This window comes from Myxococcus sp. CA040A, assembly GCF_013336725.1.
Classification (GTDB): domain Bacteria; phylum Myxococcota; class Myxococcia; order Myxococcales; family Myxococcaceae; genus Myxococcus; species Myxococcus llanfairpwllgwyngyllgogerychwyrndrobwllllantysiliogogogochensis.
The window spans coordinates 1,210,856-1,228,165 of sequence record NZ_JABUMR010000001.1 but is presented as its reverse complement, the minus strand read 5'-3'; the positions used below and the strand labels follow the sequence as shown (position 1 = coordinate 1,228,165).

The 17,310-nt window shown below is 69.7% G+C and carries 15 protein-coding genes; 9 read left to right on the top strand and 6 right to left on the bottom strand.

Annotated elements, in window-relative coordinates; genetic code table 11:
* The first annotated feature begins 15 nt into the window (after nt 1-15).
* From HUA75_RS05000 to HUA75_RS04985, 4 genes are all read left to right on the top strand, one after another.
* On the top strand, nt 16-1,968 hold the full coding sequence (locus HUA75_RS05000; RefSeq protein ID WP_254627364.1) for a 3-oxoacyl-[acyl-carrier-protein] synthase III C-terminal domain-containing protein: 1,953 nt from the start codon (nt 16-18) through the stop codon (nt 1,966-1,968).
* 73 nt (nt 1,969-2,041) lie between these two features.
* Complete coding sequence (locus tag HUA75_RS04995) at nt 2,042-2,713, top strand: TIGR02269 family lipoprotein (protein WP_174485675.1); 672 nt, start codon at nt 2,042-2,044, stop codon at nt 2,711-2,713.
* A gap of 6 nt (nt 2,714-2,719) precedes the next feature.
* Complete coding sequence (locus tag HUA75_RS04990) at nt 2,720-3,442, top strand: double-CXXCG motif protein (RefSeq protein ID WP_174485674.1); 723 nt, start codon at nt 2,720-2,722, stop codon at nt 3,440-3,442.
* Nucleotides 3,443-3,463: 21 nt separating this feature from the next.
* Nucleotides 3,464-4,390 (top strand): hypothetical protein, encoded by a 927-nt coding sequence (locus HUA75_RS04985; RefSeq protein ID WP_174466777.1) that lies wholly within the window; start codon nt 3,464-3,466, stop codon nt 4,388-4,390.
* 177 nt (nt 4,391-4,567) lie between these two features.
* Here the strand turns inward: HUA75_RS04985 and HUA75_RS04980 are convergent, their stop codons facing one another.
* Together HUA75_RS04980 and HUA75_RS47855 are read right to left on the bottom strand one after the other, a co-directional pair.
* Complete coding sequence (locus HUA75_RS04980) at nt 4,568-5,119, bottom strand: hypothetical protein (RefSeq protein ID WP_141645705.1); 552 nt, start codon at nt 5,117-5,119, stop codon at nt 4,568-4,570.
* A 128-nt stretch (nt 5,120-5,247) separates the two neighbouring features.
* Entirely contained in the window at nt 5,248-5,436 is a 189-nt protein-coding gene (locus tag HUA75_RS47855) for a hypothetical protein (RefSeq protein WP_141645704.1), read from the bottom strand.
* 93 nt (nt 5,437-5,529) lie between these two features.
* Here HUA75_RS47855 and HUA75_RS04975 point away from each other — a divergent pair, with 93 nt between their 5' ends.
* Nucleotides 5,530-6,384 carry a DUF4157 domain-containing protein gene (locus tag HUA75_RS04975; protein WP_141645703.1) on the top strand — a complete coding sequence of 285 codons (855 nt, stop codon included), beginning with the start codon at nt 5,530-5,532 and terminating at the stop codon, nt 6,382-6,384.
* Nucleotides 6,385-6,409: 25 nt separating this feature from the next.
* Here the strand turns inward: HUA75_RS04975 and HUA75_RS04970 are convergent, their stop codons facing one another.
* The 4 genes from HUA75_RS04970 to xth all read right to left on the bottom strand — a co-directional run bounded on the left by HUA75_RS04970 (nt 6,410) and on the right by xth (nt 10,562).
* Nucleotides 6,410-7,102: an alpha/beta hydrolase gene (locus tag HUA75_RS04970; RefSeq protein WP_174461622.1), complete on the bottom strand. Its 693-nt coding sequence runs from the start codon at nt 7,100-7,102 to the stop codon at nt 6,410-6,412.
* A 566-nt stretch (nt 7,103-7,668) separates the two neighbouring features.
* Nucleotides 7,669-8,841 carry a threonine synthase gene (locus HUA75_RS04965; RefSeq protein WP_174485673.1) on the bottom strand — a complete coding sequence of 391 codons (1,173 nt, stop codon included), beginning with the start codon at nt 8,839-8,841 and terminating at the stop codon, nt 7,669-7,671.
* Between the two features lie 70 nt (nt 8,842-8,911).
* Nucleotides 8,912-9,754 (bottom strand): alpha/beta hydrolase-fold protein, encoded by an 843-nt coding sequence (locus tag HUA75_RS04960; RefSeq protein WP_174485915.1) that lies wholly within the window; start codon nt 9,752-9,754, stop codon nt 8,912-8,914.
* A 37-nt stretch (nt 9,755-9,791) separates the two neighbouring features.
* Nucleotides 9,792-10,562 carry an exodeoxyribonuclease III gene (xth, locus tag HUA75_RS04955; protein WP_141645701.1) on the bottom strand — a complete coding sequence of 257 codons (771 nt, stop codon included), beginning with the start codon at nt 10,560-10,562 and terminating at the stop codon, nt 9,792-9,794.
* A gap of 195 nt (nt 10,563-10,757) precedes the next feature.
* On the opposite strand from xth, the gene HUA75_RS04950 reads away from it, so the two are divergent.
* The 4 genes from HUA75_RS04950 (at nt 10,758) to HUA75_RS04935 (ending at nt 17,256) form a co-directional block, all read left to right on the top strand.
* A complete protein-coding gene (locus HUA75_RS04950) occupies nt 10,758-11,819 on the top strand; it encodes a tetratricopeptide repeat protein (RefSeq protein WP_174485672.1) in 1,062 nt (353 codons plus the stop codon).
* 99 nt (nt 11,820-11,918) lie between these two features.
* On the top strand, nt 11,919-14,537 hold the full coding sequence (locus HUA75_RS04945) for a penicillin-binding protein 1A (protein ID WP_174485671.1): 2,619 nt from the start codon (nt 11,919-11,921) through the stop codon (nt 14,535-14,537).
* Entirely contained in the window at nt 14,534-15,886 is a 1,353-nt protein-coding gene (locus tag HUA75_RS04940) for a VCBS repeat-containing protein (RefSeq protein ID WP_174485670.1), read from the top strand. The genes HUA75_RS04945 and HUA75_RS04940 overlap by 4 nt, the downstream gene beginning before the upstream one ends.
* The gene (locus HUA75_RS04935) at nt 15,883-17,256 is read left to right on the top strand and encodes a peptide ABC transporter substrate-binding protein (RefSeq protein WP_174485669.1); all 1,374 of its coding nucleotides are present in this window, start codon (nt 15,883-15,885) and stop codon (nt 17,254-17,256) included. Before HUA75_RS04940 ends, HUA75_RS04935 begins: the two co-directional genes overlap by 4 nt.
* Nucleotides 17,257-17,310 lie beyond the last annotated feature (54 nt).

Sequence of the window (17,310 nt, the reverse complement as noted above, 5' to 3'; positions counted from 1 at the left end):
AGGGACTCCCGTGGCATGACGACATATGGTCCGGCCATGCCCCACGACGCCTTCATCACGAGCCTCGGCAAGTTCCTGCCGGGCGAGCCCATCTCCAACGAGCAGATGGAGGACTATCTCGGCAAGGTTCGAGGACGTCCCTCCCGGGCCCGGGCCCGCGTCCTGTCGCAGAACGGCATCACCCAGCGCCACTACGCCATCGACCGTGAGCAGCGCAGCCTGTTCAGGAACTGGGACCTGGCGGTCCACGCCATCCATGATGCGCTGTCGCGCTCGCCCATTTCATTGAACGAGATGGACCTGCTGGTCACCGCGACCACGCAGGCGGACCTGGTGCTGCCGGGCTTCGCCAGTCAGGTGCACCGTGCACTGGGCGGGCCCGCGTGCGAGGTGGCCTCGCTTCAGGGCATCTGCTCCAGCGGGATGCAGGCGCTGCGGGCGGCCACCCTTCAGGTCGCCAGCGGAGAGGCTCGACGCGCCGTCGTCTGCGCCAGCGAGTTGGTGAGCCGGCTGCTGAAGGCCAGCCACTACGAGGAAGTCACGGGTGAGGACACCGTGCCGTTCGAGGCGGAGTTCCTGCGCTGGATGCTCTCCGACGGCGCGGGCGCCGCGGTGGTGCAGGACCGACCGCACCCCACCCGGCCCAGCCTCAAGGTGGAGTGGATGGACATTCGTTCCCATGCGAACCGGCACGAGCTGGGCATGTACGTGGGTGCGAACCGAGGTGTCGATGGAGGCTTCGGGCCGGGGTGGATTGACTCGCCCACGTTCGCCGAGGCCGCCGCGTCGGGGGCCTTCAACATCAAGCAGGACATCCGCCGGCTGGAGTCGCTGGTAGGGCTGGGCGTGGATGGGTTCTTCGCGTTGATGGACCAGGGCCGGCTCAAGCCGGACGAGGTGGACTGGTTCTGCATCCACTACTCCTCGCACTTCTTCAAGCAGCCCATCGTCAAGTTGCTGGAGCGGGGCGGCGTGCGCATCCCCGAGGAGCGCTGGTTCTCCAACCTCTCCACGCGCGGAAACACCGGCTGCGCGTCCATCTTCCTCATGCTGGAGGAGCTGGTGAACGAAGGCCGCGTGCGCCCGGGTCAGCGCATCTTCTGCATGGTCCCGGAGAGCGGCGGCTTCATCGCCTGCTATGCGATGCTCACCGTCGTCGCCCCGGGCCGAGCCGTCGTCCCCGACGTGGGCGTCACGACTCCGGCGGCCAACACGCAGAACATCGTGTCGGGCCCCGAGACACCGGCGAACGGAGCCACCGAGGAGCTGGGGCCGTTGCCCCTGAGCCCCAAGGAGGGCGGAGACCCGGTCCGAGAGAAGCTGGTGCGCGAGCTGACGCGTGTCTGGGTGGACTTCGAGGCGAAGCTCCAGCGTGTGTCGGTGCTCGACAAGCTGTCACGTGGCGTCTTCACGGTGGAGGACTACCGCGAGCTGCTCATCAACATGCGGCAGCAGGTGGTGGAGGGCTCGCGCTGGATTGCCCGCGCGGCATCGAGCATCACCGCCGAGCACCTGGCGCTGCGCTCGTCCTTCATCCGCCATGCACGGGATGAGCATCGGGACTACGAGATGCTGGAGCGGCACTACGTGTCGGTGGGGGGCACGCACGAGGCCATCACCCGTGCGCCGAAGAACATCGGCAGTGAGGCCTTGTCGGCGTGGATGTTCCATCGCGCCAGCCAGGAGAATCCGTTCGACCTGCTGGGCGCGATGTTCATCATCGAGGGCCTGGGCAGTCGCGTGGCGCGGCGCTGGGGCATGGCCATCCGGGAGCAGCTCTCGCTGGAAGACGAGCAGGTGCGCTTCTTCCTCTACCACGGCGACAACGACGCCACGCACCTGGACAGGCTGGACGGAGCGCTCGGCTCGGGCATCCTCACTCCGGAGCTGGCCGCGCGCATCGTGAAGACCGCGAAGGTGACAGCGCGCCTGTACCTGCTTCAGCTGGAGGAGTTGGGGAATGTCTGAGGCACGGAGGGGGCGCTGGGCAGAACCCCCACGTCTTTCGTCATGACAGGCTGGGACAGTACCGTCGTGGCCCATGCGAATCCCTGACTCGTTCTGGCTGTTGCTGGTCGCGGTGGGATGGCTGGGCTGCACCACCGTCGGCAAGCCATCCATTCAACAGGCATGGGATGAGGCGGAGGAAGAGTGCCACACACCGGAGGACGACCAGTGCGTGACGCTTCTGTGCCTACGAGAGACCTGCGGGCTCTATCGCTGCGAGGACATGCCCAGCGAGGTGGAGCTGGCGCGCTTTCCTCCCTCAAGACCTCCAGCAGCAGCAGCGGCCCCCGGAAGTGGGCCCCGGAGAAATTGGGCCGGGGCCCAGAATCTGCCCCGCGGCGCCATCATGACGTTCCCCAACTGGAATGGCGCTCGCGCACAGGTCATCCCACCGTCGCGGCAGCTCACACAGGGACGCTGGGAAAAGCACCACATCTTTCCGCAGTCGAGAGATCTGGCGGAGTGGTTCGAGCAGCAAGGCGTGAAGATTCACCACTACACCATGCCCATTCCGGTGGCTGTCCACCGAAGGATTCACGATGGCACCCCACGAGGGGGCGCGTGGAACGATGCGTGGCGTGACTTCAAGGAGCAGAACCCACGAGCCGCTCCTCCGGAGATCTTCAAGCACGCGGGGGAGCTCATTCATCGGTTCGACCTCGTCGGCGGCCCCATCCAGCCCTACTATTCCCGCCCGGGAGCGTGAAGACGGATGAGGCGTTTCTTCTGGGTGCGCGAGGACAAAGCGCTGAGGGCGAAGTACAGCGGAGACGTGGACGGCTGGCACAAGTGGGCCCTGCCCGGTGTGAGCTGCCACGACTGCGGCGCCAACTGGAGTGACGTGGGATACGAGTACCCCGCAGTTGACCTCTCGCGACTGCCAGAGCATCGGGAGTTCGAGAGGGCCAGGCCCGAGCCAATCCCCGAGTTCGCTCGACTGCGAGAATTGGTGCGCCCCCTTGCGCCGCCGCATGCATTGCTGCCCCCCGGAACAGGCTTCGGACCGCTGACGGGCAGGGCCAGCGGCCAGTTCGCTCGCATCTCCTGGGTGGCGGGGCTCAAGCCTCTCGTGCAGCGCGATGTCCTTGATGCGCTGGTCGCGGAACGGGTGCGTGGATTGCTCGGTTGCCCCACCGAACTGCGCTTCCGAAGCAAGAACGGACCGGACCTCCTTGAGCTACAGGTCGAACCACACGGTCGACTTCATCCTGACTGCATTCCCCCAGAGGTACCTCCACCCTGCCCCACCTGCGGGCGACATGGATTCAGTCGCCCCGAGGACCCCATCCTCGACGCGGCTTCACTCCCGTCCGAGCTGGACCTGTTTCGCGTGGGGAACTTCGCCTCCATGGTCATCGGCACTGAGCATTTCAGGGAGACAGTCAGCAGGCTGGGGCTCGACGGTCTCATCTTCCGCGAGCTGCCCACCCGCTAAGCTCCTTGCGAGAGGCACACCATGGACCCCATCGAGCTGCTGAACAATCAACCGCATGACCCGAGGGACCCGGACCCCTGGGTGGCGCTGTTCCTGGACCGCAGCCTGCCCATGCATGAGCGCACCAAGGCGGCCCTGCTCGTGGACCAGCGCTCGCGCTCACGACAGTTCCTGCTGCCCGTCGTCCGGCCACTCGCCCGGATGTACATCGTCCTCTTCCAGGTGATGAAGATCTTCATCCCCAACCGCTTCACCTCGTCGAAGTGGCTGCACCGGCTGCTCGCCTGGGGCCTGCGCGTCTGGGTCAGCCCCGAGGCGAACTTCCTCATCCTGCGTCACTTCCACGTGGGCTCGGAGATTCTCGACTTCATCGCCCGGAACACGAAGGAGCTGAACGTCCCCACCAGCCCCATCCGTCCGACGAACCTGGAGCACGTCAAGGATGAGATCTTCCTCAACCACGACCTCAACCTCTTCAACTTCGTCATCCGCCTGAACCGCGCGCTCAGAGACCAGGGCAAGACGCTCACCCCTCCCACGCGGCTGGACTTCAGCGGCGTGTCGGACGAGTTCCCCCTGGAGGAGCTGCCCAACCGGTGGACGAACTTCCTCGACCTCCAGTCCGCGATTGAGGTCTTCACCCCCGTCTACCAACTGTTCCTCACCGACCGGGACTTCTGGCGCGCGAGCAACTCGCTGCAACTGGACGAGACCATCGCCATCTACGTGGCCACGCTGCTCCAGGCCCCGGGACTCGTCGCCCTGGTGAACAACCGCCACCCCATGGTGCCCCTGACCACGCTGCGCGCGGGCTTCCGCCTCATGCTGCACGGACTGTCCGCGGAGTCGCTCCACGCGTTCCTCGTGGAGTGCAAACACGGCCGGATGCCCCAGCTCGCCCGAATCGTCGCGCCAAACTTCCAGCCCTCCTCACCCGAGGCGGCCTGAGGCTCCACGTCCGCGAACAACACGGCCGCTCGGAGGACAAGTGGAGAGAAGCCAACACGCCTCCTCCCGAAGTGGCACCGCGCCCGTCGCCTCGAGTGGCGTTTCCAGGGAACTTCGTGGCGGTGCCACTGAACCGGGAGCCCGCCGTGCATCACCCCACGGCGGGACTCCTGGGCGTCATCGCCGTGACGCCATCTTGCGAGCGCGACGCGCGGCAGGCGTGTTCGCCACGTACTGTTGCCCGCGACGCGATGCCATCCGCTTGCGGCGGTCCGTTGCCTGCTTCTGCCGCGCGCTGAGCCGGCCCCAGGCCTCCTTCGGCAGGTAGCGAGCAGTGGTGGCCCCGCGACGCGCACGTGTGCCGCCGGTCCGAGTCCCCCACGCCTCGCGGGTCCACGCCACCATCGACTTCTGGGTGCCCGTCTTCCGGCCGCGATAGCCGCCCCCGGCCTTCTCGTACTCCGTCGCCAGGAGCTGCGCCTTGCGAGCGCTCCACTGGCCCGCGCGTCCGCCTCGGGTGCCCGCCATGAGGCGCTTCTTGATGCGCTCCCTCAGCGCGGGCCGCGTGTACCTGCTGCTGGCCGTGGTGACTCGGGCCCCCACGCGGCGCCGACTCGTCGCATTGACACGACGCGGCTTGGCGCGGCTCGTGCGGGAAACGGTCCGCTTCTTCCGGGGCGTCATCGTACGGGTGCGCGTCGAGGCGCGCGTGCTCTTCCTGGCGACCATCAAGTCCCTCCTCCCAGTGACTGGACTGCGCGCCACAATTGGGGACGGCCAGAAGCACTCGCAATCGCCCTCCTCGCCCACCTGCCCGCGACAACGAGGGCCTGCTCCCTCCGTTGCCCTCATCCCTTTCAACTGGGATTGGATTCCGCGGGGCGGAAGAGCGCGCAAGCCCGCACCGGCTGCGGCGGATACTTCCCAGGCAACAGCGGGCACATGATGAAGACGGATGTCCGCGTCTGGACATAGCGCGGGGGCGCCGCGCAGCGATGGCAGAGGCTCTCCGGAAAAGGGAGGGGCTCGGGCGGTGGCGTCGTCATGGACTCACACATCTCACAATTTGAGGAAACAAAGCGGAGGCGACTTCAGACAATTCAAATGACTCAGCCCCCCTCCCCAAGAGGAGTCACGCGATGGCCCCTGTTCGTATCGAGAAGCGACAGCCTGTCTACCGCCGGCCCGAGGAAGAAGTAGCGCCCAAGCCGCAGGCGAAGCCGGTGGCGCAGTCGGTGACCCGGAACATCGTGGATGACTTCATTCCCTCCGTGCCCATTCCCGGCAAGGAGATCCTCAAGAAGGTCCAGGATGCGGCCGACAAGGTCGAGGGTCAGGCGCTGACGGACGCGCAGAAGAAGGACTTGAAGGGCGTCTTCGGCGACAGCGTGGACCTGGACAAGGTCAGCGTGGTCAACGGCCCGGCCGCGCTCTTCGACAACCTCACGCGCTACACGCCCGCCTTCACGGTGGGGAACAAGATTCTCGTCAACCCGACGAAGCAGGACGGCTCGTCCAACTTCCCGCCCTCCAAGGACCTCCTCACCCACGAGGCCACCCACGTCTGGCAATACCAGAACCATGGCGCGGACTACGCGGCCAAGGCCCTGGTCGCCCAGAGCGCGGGGCAGGGCTACAACTGGGAAGAGGGCATCAAGTCCGGCAAGAAGTGGGGAGACCTCAACCCCGAGCAGCAGGGCGAGCTCATCCAGGACGCCGTCAAACAGGGCTACTTCGACGGCAAGCGTCCCTTCGTCGGCGAAGGCGGCAAGGACCACACCGCCTACCTCGACGACGCGGTGAAGCAACTGCGCGAGGGCAAGGGCGACCCGAACTGGGACTTCTCCAAGGCCACGGGGGAGTTGAAGGAACTCAAGGACAAGATTGTCGACGGCGTGAAGGACGCGGGCAAGGAGGTCTGGGACAACGTGACGGAGCCCTTCAAGCGCGCCAAGGATGGCCTCCTGGACTGGGTTCGTCCGAAGTGGCTGTGAGCTGAACGGAAGCCCCGCCCGTGAGTCACTCCGCGCTCACGGGCGCGGTCGTCTCGCGAAGCCATTGTGCGGCGACGCGGAGGACGTCTGCGGGAAGGGAGTGGCCGCCCGCGAACTCGTGGTAGCGCACGTCGAAGCCCGCGGCGCCCAGCTCGGCGACAATGCGCCGGCCCGCCTGCTCGACGGGGAGCACCGCGTCCTTGTCCCCGTGGGAGATGAAGACGCGCGGCACACCCCGAGGCTCCGCCGCGTGAACGAACCCGGGTGAGAAGGCGAGGATGCGCGGGAACAGGTCTCCGTTGAGGATGCCGAGCGCCAGCGCATACGACGCCCCATCCGAGAAGCCCGCGACGGAGAGACGTTCCTTTGCCACGGCATAGCGCGCGAAGACGTGGGCCAGGGCCCGGTCGAGGAATGCCAGGTCCGCGCCCGGGGTGGCCAGCTTGTGGTCCCACGTCACGCCTCGCGACTCCGGTATCAACAGGATGAGGCCTTCGGCCTCCGCGAACGCCTGCATCGCCTCCAGCATCTGTCCCGCGTTTCCCCTCGCGCCGTGCAACACCAGCATCAGCGCCGCGGGCTGCTCCGGGCGATAGGAGCGGGGCACGTAGAGCAGTCCGTCCCGCGCGCCACCAAGGCCCAGCGGATGCAGCCCCAGCGGCCCTGGCTCGGTGGTCGCCGCATGGGGGCGGGCATGCACGCGGCCATCCGAGGCCACGGTGGGCGTTTCAGGGGCCTGTGGCGGTGGGGCCGTGCGCGAGGCCGTGGGTGAGGTCGCGCAGTGGGTAAGGCACAGGGCCAGTACTCCACCCACGAAGACACGCACCCGCCGCCCCGAGCCCCCCCAAACCTCCCGGCGCACCTTCGCGCGGCCAGTGCCCTCACACAGGAGGGCGGGCTCTCCGGGCGAGGGACTGCTCGCGCTGGAGGAAACATCGCGGGGTGCGGCTCTCAGCGGGCGGCGCGGGACATGATTCAAGGGAGACTCCTCACCGTTCGAGGCGCACCCGTGGCGCGTCACGAGTCGAGCGTGGCTTCTATTGGGCGCACTCCCCATCTTGGACCACCCGCGGCGCTTCCTGCACGGGTGCTCGCCGTTCAAGTGGCGCATCGAGCGCGTCGCTCATCCTGGGCGCCGCACCGCGATTCAGGTGCGACTCGTTGCCCCTTGAGGGACTCGGCCGGGCCTTGACGCACCGCACCTTGCCGCGAAGCCCGCTTGGGAATCGCGGCGCACCTCGACGAAGGAGGCGACGCCGCTGTCGACGGGGCTCGTGGCCGCGATCACCAGAGCGGGGCCATGTTCTCCACGTACTTGAAGCCCGTGCCCGTGTTGAAGACCACCACGGACTCGTCCGGCGCCACCTGGCCCGCGGACTGGAGCTTGCGCAGCGCGGCCACGCAGGCCCCGCCCTCGGGCGCCGCGAAGAGTCCCTCGGAGGCGGCGAGCTCCTTGGTGCCCTGCACGATTTCCTCCTCGGTGACGGAGATGGCCGTGCCCCGGCTGTCCTTCACGGCCTTGAGGATGAGGAAGTCGCCCAGCGCCTTCGGCACGCGAAGGCCGTGCGCGTGCGTCGTCGCCCCGGGCCACATGGGCGCATCCGGCTGGCCTTCCGCATGCGCCTTGACGATGGGCGCGCAGCCCTCCGCCTGCACCGCGACCATCCGGGGACGCTTCGAGCCGATGAGCCCCATGGTCTCCATCTCCTCGAACGCCTTCCACATGCCGATGAGTCCGGTGCCTCCGCCCGTCGGGTAGAGGATGACGTCCGGCAGCGTCCAATCCAGCTGCTCCGCCAGCTCGTAGCCCATCGTCTTCTTGCCCTCCACGCGGTAGGGCTCCTTCAGCGTGGCGCACTCGTACCAGCCATGCTCACGCGCGAGGCTGGCGCACACCCTGCCCGCGTCGGTGATGAGGCCGTCCACCGTCTCGACGTGCGCGCCGTAGGCACGGGTCTCCATGAGGAAGAGGCTCGCGATGTCCTTGGGCACGAAGACATGCGCCTCCAGGCCACCCCGCGCCGCATAGGCCGCCAGCGCGCTCCCGGCGTTGCCCGCGGAGGGCAGGCACACCGCCTTCGCCCCCAGCACCTTCGCCATGGACACCGCCGCCGACAGGCCGCGCGCCTTGAACGAGCCGGTGGGATTTCCGCCCTCGTCCTTCACCATGACGCGCTTCAGCCCCAGCCACTCCGACAGGCGCGGCGCATGGAGCAGCGGCGTGTAGCCTTCGCCCAGGCTGAGCCGCTGCGCGGGGTCCTCCACGGGCATCACCTCGTGATAGCGCCACATGGAGCGCTCCCGCGTCGCCAGGGCCTCGGGCCGAAGCGTCTTCGCCGCGCGCTCCAGGTCGTAGCGCGCGAAGAGGGGAGCACTGCAGGACGTGCACAGGTTCAGCACGGCGCCCGGCGCAAACGTCCGGTCGCACTTCGTACAATCGAGTCGGATGACGGGCATGGGGCGCCGACTCTAATCCAGGCCAGGAGTGAAGGCGGGGCGCTCTCGGCGGTCCCCCGCGACAACGGCCCTACCGCGCGGTCTCGGCGGCCACCGGAGGCAGCCACTTGCGCAGCAGAGCCGGCGCGGTGGACCGGTAGATGTTGTCGTGGCGGAGGTCCGGCCGAGGCTCGACCTCCCACTTCAAGCCCGCGGGCGCGCTCACCCGGAGGACCTCGCGCAGCCGCTCGACGGCGGGGACGATGTCATCCACCTCGTTCGCGGAGGACACGTACAGCGCGGCCTTCAGGTCCGAGCGCGCCGTGAGTCGCTCACCCGCCTGACGCACCAGCGACTCCGCGTTCCACCAGATGCTGGGGCTCAGCGCGAGGTACGTGCCGAACAGCTCCGGCTCCAGGAAGAACGTCTCCATGATGAACAGTCCCGCGAGCGATTCCCCGATGATGGCCCGCTCCTCCGTCACGCGATAGCGCTGGCGGACCTCCGGCATCAGCTCGTCGCGAAAGAATGCCCGGAACGCGTCCGAGCCTCCCGAGATGGGCGCGGCCTCCTTGTCGGTGGCCACCGTGGTGGGGCCCGTCATGTCGCGCCGCCGCACCGTGTTCTCGACGCCCACCACGAGCAGCGGCCGCAGCTCGCCCGCGCGAATGGCCGCGTCCACGGCGGAGGCGACGTGCGGGAAGTCCTCCTTGAGCCCACCGTCGGGCATGTAGAGCACCGGGAAGCGCGTGTCCTTCGCCGCGTCGTAGCCAGGAGGCGTGTAGACGGCGATGTGGCGGACCTCCTTCAGCTTCGCGGACTCCAGCGTGAAGGACTGGTGCGCGGGCACGGGCTCGGGCGCCTCCGCGGCCTCGGGCGGCTTGCCCGCGGACGCACAGCCCACGAGGAACATCCCCAGCCCCACGCACAACATCGGCCATCGCAGCTGAATCACGCCTGTCCTCCCCACTTCAGTCCCGCAGTTCCAACCACACCGGCGCATGGTCCGAGGGCTGCTTGCCCTTGCGCGCCTCGCGGTCCGTGTCCGAGCCCGTCAGCCTGGGCACCAGCGGCGCCGACACGTAGAGGTGGTCGATGCGCAGCCCCAGGTTCTTCGGGAAGCCGAGCATCCGGTAGTCCCACCACGAGAAGCGCTGCGTGTCCGGGTACAGCTTCCGGTACGCATCCGTCAGTCCGAACGCGCGCAGCCGCTGGAGCGCATCCCGCTCCTTCAGCGTGAAGAGCGTCTGGCCCTCCCACAGCTTCGGGTCGTAGGTGTCGATGTCCTCGGGCGCCACGTTCCAGTCGCCGCCGAGCACCAGCGCCTCGTCGGGCTTGTGCCGCGTGTCCAGGTAGCGCCGCAGGCGGCCGTACCACTCGAGCTTGTACTCGTACTGGGGCGAGTCCACCGTCTGGCCATTGGGCGCGTACGCGCTCACCACGCGGATGCCGGCCACCGTCGCGGCGATGAGGCGCGCGTGCGTGTCATCCACGCCGTCCGACAGCCCCTTCACCACGTCGCGCGGCTCCTCCTTCGCGAGGATGGCCACGCCGTTGTAGGTCTTCTGCCCGTGGACCGCCGCGTGGTAGCCGGCGTCGCGCACGGCCTCCATCGGGAAGTCGTCCTCCGTGCACTTCAGCTCCTGAAGGCAGAGGATGTCCGGCTGCGCGCTCTTCAGCCACTCGAGCAGCCGCTCCTGACGGGCCCTCACCGAGTTCACGTTCCAGGTGGCGATTTTCATCGCGGGCACCGTCGCACGACACCCACGCCCCCGCCACGGTTTTCCCCTCGCGTGCGGCCCCAGGGACACACCCTGTCTCATGCCCTCGGGGCAGGCCCCTGGCACGGCCATCGCAATAGCCCCGGGTGGGAGGACGCCCACAGGTGTCCGCCCGGAGCGTCCTTCTCGGACGCCCCGCCTGGAGTCGAGGTCGCCATGAGCCCGAGGACGAGGAAGGCCACCCGCCGCACCCTGGGTTTCACCCTGCCCCCCGCGCTGAAGAAGTCCCTGCTGCCCACCTGCCTCGCCGCGCTCGGCCTGGCCGCGTGGAGCGACGTGCCCCTGCCGGCCACGTGGCGCCCGTGGCTCGCCCTCGCCGACCAGCACGCGGCGCGCACCCGCGACGCGGGCACGGGCCATGAGGCGGTCCAGGGCTTCACCGAGGCTCCCCTCCCCATTCCCCTCGCCCCGCCGGAAGGCCCGAGCCCCACCGTCGGGCAGCCTCCCCGCCCGGCGCCCGAGGATGTCCTGGCGCTCACCCACGAGCACGGTCGACGCGTGGACCACCTGGGCCGCGCGCGCTCCCTGCGCGAGCTGGGCGACGTGTCCGGCGCGCTCACCGAGGTGCGTCGCGCGCTGCATGACGACCCGGCCGACACGGACGCGCTGACGCTGGCCGCCCGGCTCGCCCGCCTCCAGGGCCAGTCCGACGTCGCGCTGCTGGCGTACGCGCGGCTGGGGAGCCTGGTGCCCGAGGACGCGGGGGCCCTCATCCAGCAGGCCCGACTGCTCGTGTCCCTGGGGCGCCACGGAGAGGCGGTGCGCGTGGGCGAGGAGGCGGTGCTGCGCGCTCCGGAGGACGCGGAGGCGTACCAGGTGCTCGGCCGCGCGCACCTGGTGGGCGGGGAGCTGGCGTCGGCCATCCTCCGCTTCCAGCAGGCCGTGCACCTGGACCCCGAGCATGGCTACGCGCTCAACAACCTGGGCTTCGCGTACCTGCGCGCGGCAGAGAACGCGAAGGCCGCCGAGGTGCTCACGCAAGCCGCGGAGCTGCTGCCGAACGTGGCCTACGTGCACAACAACCTCGGCGTGGCGTGGGAGCGACTGGGCCGCAAGGAAGAGGCCCGCGCCGCGTACGGCACCGCCACCCGGCTGTCCCCGCGCTATGTGCAGGCCCGCGTCAACGCGGACCGCCTGAGCCGCGTGGCCCAGGTGGACCTGGACTCGCCCGAGCCTCGGGCACGGGAGGCGCTCTCCCCGATGCCCGAAGCGCCGTAGCGCTCCCCTGCCTGGAGGACAGCCTCCAGGTGCGGCCCGGTCCGATTCCCGAATTCAGAATCGGACTTGGTCTAACGTGCAGCCCCCGTCGAGAAGCACATGACCCTGGCCCCTGTGATGCCCACTCCGCCCGAAGCTCCCCCGCCTCCCGCCCCGGCGCCCGCGCCCCTTCCGCCACGCCCCGGGTTTGGCGCGCGCCTCTGGAAGTGGACCCGGCGGCTGCTCATCACCGGCGCCGTGGGCCTGCTGCTCGTCGTGCTGGTCGGCGTGGGGGCGTACGTCTACTACAGCCGGGATTTGCCCTCGGTGGACGCGCTCCAGCACTACGAGCTGCCCCAGGTCACCAAGGTGACGTGCGCGGATGGGAGCATCTGCGCCGAGTACGCGTTCGAGAAGCGCACGGTGGTGCGCGTCGCCGACCTGCCGCCCCATGTCCGCGACGCCTTCCTGGCCGCCGAGGACGCGGACTTCTACAAGCACGTGGGCCTGGACCCGTTCGGCATCGCCCGCGCCGCCATCAAGAACCTCATCCCCGGCAGTCGCAAGTCCGGCGCGTCCACGATTACGCAGCAGGTGGTGAAGAACCTGCTGCTCACGCCCGAGCGCAGCCTGTCGCGCAAGATTCGCGAGTGGATCCTCACCCCGCGCGTCGAGGAGGCGCTCACCAAGGACCAGATTCTCGGCCTCTACATCAACCAGTCCTATTACGGGAAGCGCCGCTACGGCGTGGAGGAGGCCGCGCTCTATTACTTTGGCAAGCACGCCAAGGAACTGAGTGTGGGCGAGGCCGCGGTGCTGGCGGGCACGGTGCAGATTCCCCATCGCATCAACCCGGAGACGAACATGACGCGGGCGAAGTCGCGTCAGCGGTACGTGCTCGGGCAGATGGCCAACCACGGCTTCGTGCCACGCGACGTGGCGGAAGCGGAGCTGGACAAGCCCATCGTCCTGGCCCCGCGTCCCGAGCGGGGCGTGGGCCCGTACTACGCGGAGGAGATTCGTCGCACGCTCATCGAGCGCTATGGCGAGCACGCGGTGATGAATGGTGGCCTGCGGGTGGACATCGCCATGGTGCCCAAGCTCCAGGTCGCCGCCGAGCAGGCCGTGCGTGAAGGCCTGGAGGCCGTGGACAGGCGACAGGGCTACCGGGGGCCGCGCGGCACGCTGGAAGATGAGAAGTGGGCTCGCCTGCGCGGCATGGTCGCCACGCGCATCGAAGAGGCGGGCCGCCGACTGAAGGACCAGGGCTACGTGGCGGACCTGGCGCCGCTCGCGCAGGCGGAGAAGGCGGCGGCGCCGGAGCCGAAGGGGGAGACCGAGGATGACGGCGCGGAGGAGCAGCGCCCGGACCTCACGCCCGAGGACGAGGCCCCTCCCTCCGAGGAGGAGCTGATGGTGCGCGCCGTGCTCCTGAAGCCCCTGTCGGAAGGGCTGCGGTTGACGGGCTACGTGACCGAGCTGGACGAGAAGCGGAACGTGGCGCGCGTGGACCTGGTGGGACGCACCGCGGAGATTGCGTACTCCACCGTCACGTGGGCCCGGCAGAAGGGCAAGGGCGCGCCCAAGAACATCTCGGATGTGTTCGCCAAGGGGCAGCTCGTCTACGTGCGCATCCTGAAGGCGCCTCCCGCGCCGGCGTTCGTGGAGGCCACGCTGGACCAGGTGCCGCTCGTGCAAGGTGGCCTCGTGGTCATCCGCCCGGAGAACCGCAACGTAGTGGCGCTGGTGGGCGGGTATGACGCTGCGCGCTCGTCGTTCAACCGCGCGACGCAGGCAAAGCGTCAGCCGGGCTCGTCATTCAAGCCCTTCCTCTATGCCGCGGCGCTGGGCAGCGGACGCTACACGCCGCTGTCTCAAGTGAACGACGCGCCGGAGTCCATCCGGGACCCGTACACGGGCAAGGCGTGGAAGCCGCAGAACTACGACCGGCGGTTCGAAGGGCCGATGACGCTGCGCACGGCCCTCACCAAGTCGAAGAACACGGTGTCCGTGCGCCTCATCGAGGCGCTCACGCCCCCCACCGTCATCGACTTCGCGCGCCGGGCGGGCATCCACTCGCCGCTGCCGGAGAACCTGACGCTGGCGCTGGGCACCGGCGAGGTGACGATGCTGGAGGCGGTGAACGCCTACTCCACGCTCCAATCGAATGGCCGCTACGCGGAGCCGCTCATGCTGCTGCGCGTGCGCGACTCGCGCGGCAAGGTGTTGGAGGAGCATCAGCCGGCCTTCGAGGAGACGCTTGCTCCCGCCGTCGCGTACCTCACCACGTCCCTGATGCGCAGCGTGGTGGAGGAAGGCACGGCCAAGGCGGTGCGCGAGCTGAACCGCCCCGCCGCGGGCAAGACGGGCACCACGCAGGAGTCCAAGGACACGTGGTTCTCCGGCTACACGATGGACTGGGTGGCCAGCGCGTGGGTGGGCTTCGACGACAATTCGCCGCTGGGGAGCAGTGAGACGGGTGGGCGCGCCGCGCTGCCCATCTGGCTCCAGTTCATGCGCGTGGCCCACGAGGGCCTGCCCGCGCGCGACTTCGAGGTGCCTGCCGGCATCCTCCAGGTTCGCATCGACCCCGTTACCGGGCTGCTGGCCGGCGCCTCCGTCCCAGGCCGGTTGGAGCCGTTCCTCGAGGGCACCCAGCCCACCGCCGAGGCCCCGCCTCCGGGCCAGGTGACGACCGACGAGTTCTTCCTCAACGAAGGCAACAGGAAGGGTCTGTGAGCCGAGCCCGGGTCCTCGCACCGCTGCTTTTCGCCTTCGCGGCCAGTGCCGCATCGCAGACCTCGCCCGACGAAACCGCCTCGGCCGTCCAGCGACTCGCACGGGAGCTGTCCGCCTCCGTGCGCGCCCTGCCCGCCGAGGCGCCCGTGGCGCTGTACTTCTCGGGAGGCTCGGCCGAGCTGCGACGCGCCGTGGGCAGCGTGCTCGCGGCGCGACTGTCCGCGGAGGGATTGGCGCCCACCGTGGTGGACGCCGCGAGCGCCGAGGCCGCCGAGGGCGTGGCGCGCGCGCAGGGGGCACGCACGCTGGTGAGGCTGACGCTGGATGTGGAGGCAGGCGCCTTGCGGGCCCGAGGGGACGCGCTGGGCACGTGGGTCAACTTCTGGTCGGGCCGCGCGCCGACGCGTCCCGCTCGGCCGTCGGGCGCGCTCGTCGAGTCGGTGGACGCGGACGCGGAGGTGCTCGCCCTGGCCTCGGTGGCCCCCTCGACGACGTCGCCTCCCACGAGTGGTCCTCGGGGCATCCGACTTCTGGGCGCGACGCTGGTCCGGATGGAGCAGCCCGTGGCGGCGCTCGCGGCGGGAGACCTGGACGGGGATGGCCGCGACGAAATCGCGGTGCTGACGGAGGCGGACGTGTCCGTCTTCGCGGCGGATGGACGGCTGCTGGCCCGCAGGGAGCTGGGCGCCCTGCCCTTCGGCAACGCCACCACGCGGGAGCCCTTTGGCGCGCTGGCCGTGTTGTCGGGGCCGCCCCGGCTGGCCGCGTGGAGTACGCGTCGCGCGCACGGTGAGGTGCTCGTGTTGGAGAAGGGTCGAAGCACGCTGCGACCCGTGGGCACGCTGGACAGCGCGCCGCTGGGGCCCGTGGAGCGAGGAAGCTTCGTCCCCGGGCAGACCGCGTTCCAGGCCGAGGTGCGGCTCGCGGACGGCAAGCCCGTGACACTCTCCGCGCCCTTCACCACCGCGAGCCTTGCTCCGCCGAGGATGCTCTTCGTGCACGCGGATGGAACCGGCTCGCTCTATCCGCGCGCGGGGGCGGCGCCGACGCGGCTGAGCGCGCTGGGCGCGGGCAGTGCCCTGGGCGACCTGGACGGAGACGGCACGCCGGAGCTGCTCACCACGTCCACCCTGCTCCAGCCTTCGCCGGACGTGCTCCGCGTCCACTCCCTCAACGGAGGAGACCCCACGGTGCACGAGCCGCTGTGGCAGGGCGCGCTGCCCGCGGGGCGCGCGTTGTTCGTGGTGACGGCCAACCTGGATGGCGACGAGCGCCGTGAAGTGGTCGTGGGCCTGTGGAAGCCGGATGGCACCGGTGAGCTGTTCCTCCTTCGCCAGGGTGCTCCATGAAGTCCCGCCGCATCGCCCTCGCCAGTCTCGTGCTCCTGGGCTCCGCGTCCGCGCTCGCGGCCGGACGGCCCCGTTATGGCGGAGAGCTGCGCGTGGCCCATGCCGGACCGCCCGAGATTGGAGAGCCCGCGCTCGCCGACACTCCTCTCGAAGCCACGCTGCTGGGGTTGTTGTCCCGGCCAGTCTGCGCTGTGACACCGGAAGGCGAGGCGCGCCCCACGCTGGCCCGTGAGTTGTCGCGCCCCACTCCGCAATCCGCGCGGGTGATGCTCCCCAATGCCGCCACGGCGGGTGCCCTGGCGCGTGCGTGGATGCGACTGTCCAGCACCGATGGGGCTTCGCCCTACCGTGCCCTGCTCTATCCGCTGCGCGGCGAGGGACGGCAGGTCAACGCGAGCGGTGCCTCACTGGAGCTCGCGCTCTCGTTTCCGTGGCCCGATTTGGAGCGCGCGCTGTGCCACCCGGCCCTGGCCGCGCCCGTGGCCTCGTCGACTCCGGGCCCGTTCTCCTCGGCGGGGCGTGGGACGCTGGATGCGCAGCTCGGCTGGCCACGTGGGCGCCCGTACCTGGACCGACTGCTGCTCACCTCCACGGATGAGCGGGGACTGGCCCGGCTCTGGTCCACCCGGCAGGCACAGTTGGAGCTGGGGGTCGCCTCGGAGACGGACAACGCGTCGGGCGCGCTGCTCTACGCCACCTATCTCGCCTTCTCGCCCCGGCGCGTTCCGGCGGACTTCCGGCAGGCGGTGGAGAGCTCCATCGACCGCGAGGACCTCACGCGCCTCTTCGTGCGCGGTCCGGCGGTGCCCATGCCGCACCTGCTGCCGCCCGCGCTGATGCAACAGGGGCCCAAGCCTCGCCCGGCGGCGCCCGCATCGGGTCCGGCGCGCACGGTGACGCTCGTCTACGACGCGGCGCTGGAGGACCAGCGCGCGGTGGCCGAGCGCATCCAGGTGAAGCTGCACGAGCGGGGCTACACCGTGGCCCTGGAGCCCCTCACGCGCTCCGCGCTGCGCGCCCGCTGGGCCAAGGGCGACTTCGAGCTGATGCTGCACGCGCTGCTCCTTCCGCCTGTTCCTGGCCCCGCCCTGGCGGTGGTGCTGGACGCGGGGGGGCGCAAGGACCTGCTGGGCGTGGAGCTGCCCGCCATCGGCGCGCTGTCGGACGCGGCGGCGCGGGATGCTCGAGTTCGCGAGCGGGCCCTGGCGCTCGCCGCATCGCTGCCCTTGCTCCCGCTGTACGCGCAAGGACTGGGGCTGCGCGTGGTGCCGGAAGTGGGCGGACTGGTGATGGATGCGCAGGGCCTGCCCATGCTGGACGGCGCCTTCATGCTTCCACCCGAGGGAGCGGGGACCGGGGGGCGCCCGTGACGCGTGCGAGGGAGGGCGTCAAGGACCGCTTGAGTTCCTGGCCACGGGGCGCGG

What these genes read in the sequence shown, in the direction of transcription:
- HUA75_RS05000 (WP_254627364.1), top strand. Translation starts at nt 16, where the DNA reads ATGACGACATATGGTCCGGCCATGCCCCACGACGCCTTCATCACGAGC.
- HUA75_RS04995 (WP_174485675.1), top strand. Translation starts at nt 2,042, where the DNA reads ATGCGAATCCCTGACTCGTTCTGGCTGTTGCTGGTCGCGGTGGGATGG.
- HUA75_RS04990 (WP_174485674.1), top strand. Translation starts at nt 2,720, where the DNA reads ATGAGGCGTTTCTTCTGGGTGCGCGAGGACAAAGCGCTGAGGGCGAAG.
- HUA75_RS04985 (WP_174466777.1), top strand. Translation starts at nt 3,464, where the DNA reads ATGGACCCCATCGAGCTGCTGAACAATCAACCGCATGACCCGAGGGAC.
- HUA75_RS04980 (WP_141645705.1), bottom strand. Translation starts at nt 5,119, where the DNA reads ATGGTCGCCAGGAAGAGCACGCGCGCCTCGACGCGCACCCGTACGATG.
- HUA75_RS47855 (WP_141645704.1), bottom strand. Translation starts at nt 5,436, where the DNA reads ATGACGACGCCACCGCCCGAGCCCCTCCCTTTTCCGGAGAGCCTCTGC.
- HUA75_RS04975 (WP_141645703.1), top strand. Translation starts at nt 5,530, where the DNA reads ATGGCCCCTGTTCGTATCGAGAAGCGACAGCCTGTCTACCGCCGGCCC.
- HUA75_RS04965 (WP_174485673.1), bottom strand. Translation starts at nt 8,841, where the DNA reads ATGCCCGTCATCCGACTCGATTGTACGAAGTGCGACCGGACGTTTGCG.
- HUA75_RS04960 (WP_174485915.1), bottom strand. Translation starts at nt 9,754, where the DNA reads ATGTTGTGCGTGGGGCTGGGGATGTTCCTCGTGGGCTGTGCGTCCGCG.
- xth (WP_141645701.1), bottom strand. Translation starts at nt 10,562, where the DNA reads ATGAAAATCGCCACCTGGAACGTGAACTCGGTGAGGGCCCGTCAGGAG.
- HUA75_RS04950 (WP_174485672.1), top strand. Translation starts at nt 10,758, where the DNA reads ATGAGCCCGAGGACGAGGAAGGCCACCCGCCGCACCCTGGGTTTCACC.
- HUA75_RS04945 (WP_174485671.1), top strand. Translation starts at nt 11,919, where the DNA reads ATGACCCTGGCCCCTGTGATGCCCACTCCGCCCGAAGCTCCCCCGCCT.
- HUA75_RS04935 (WP_174485669.1), top strand. Translation starts at nt 15,883, where the DNA reads ATGAAGTCCCGCCGCATCGCCCTCGCCAGTCTCGTGCTCCTGGGCTCC.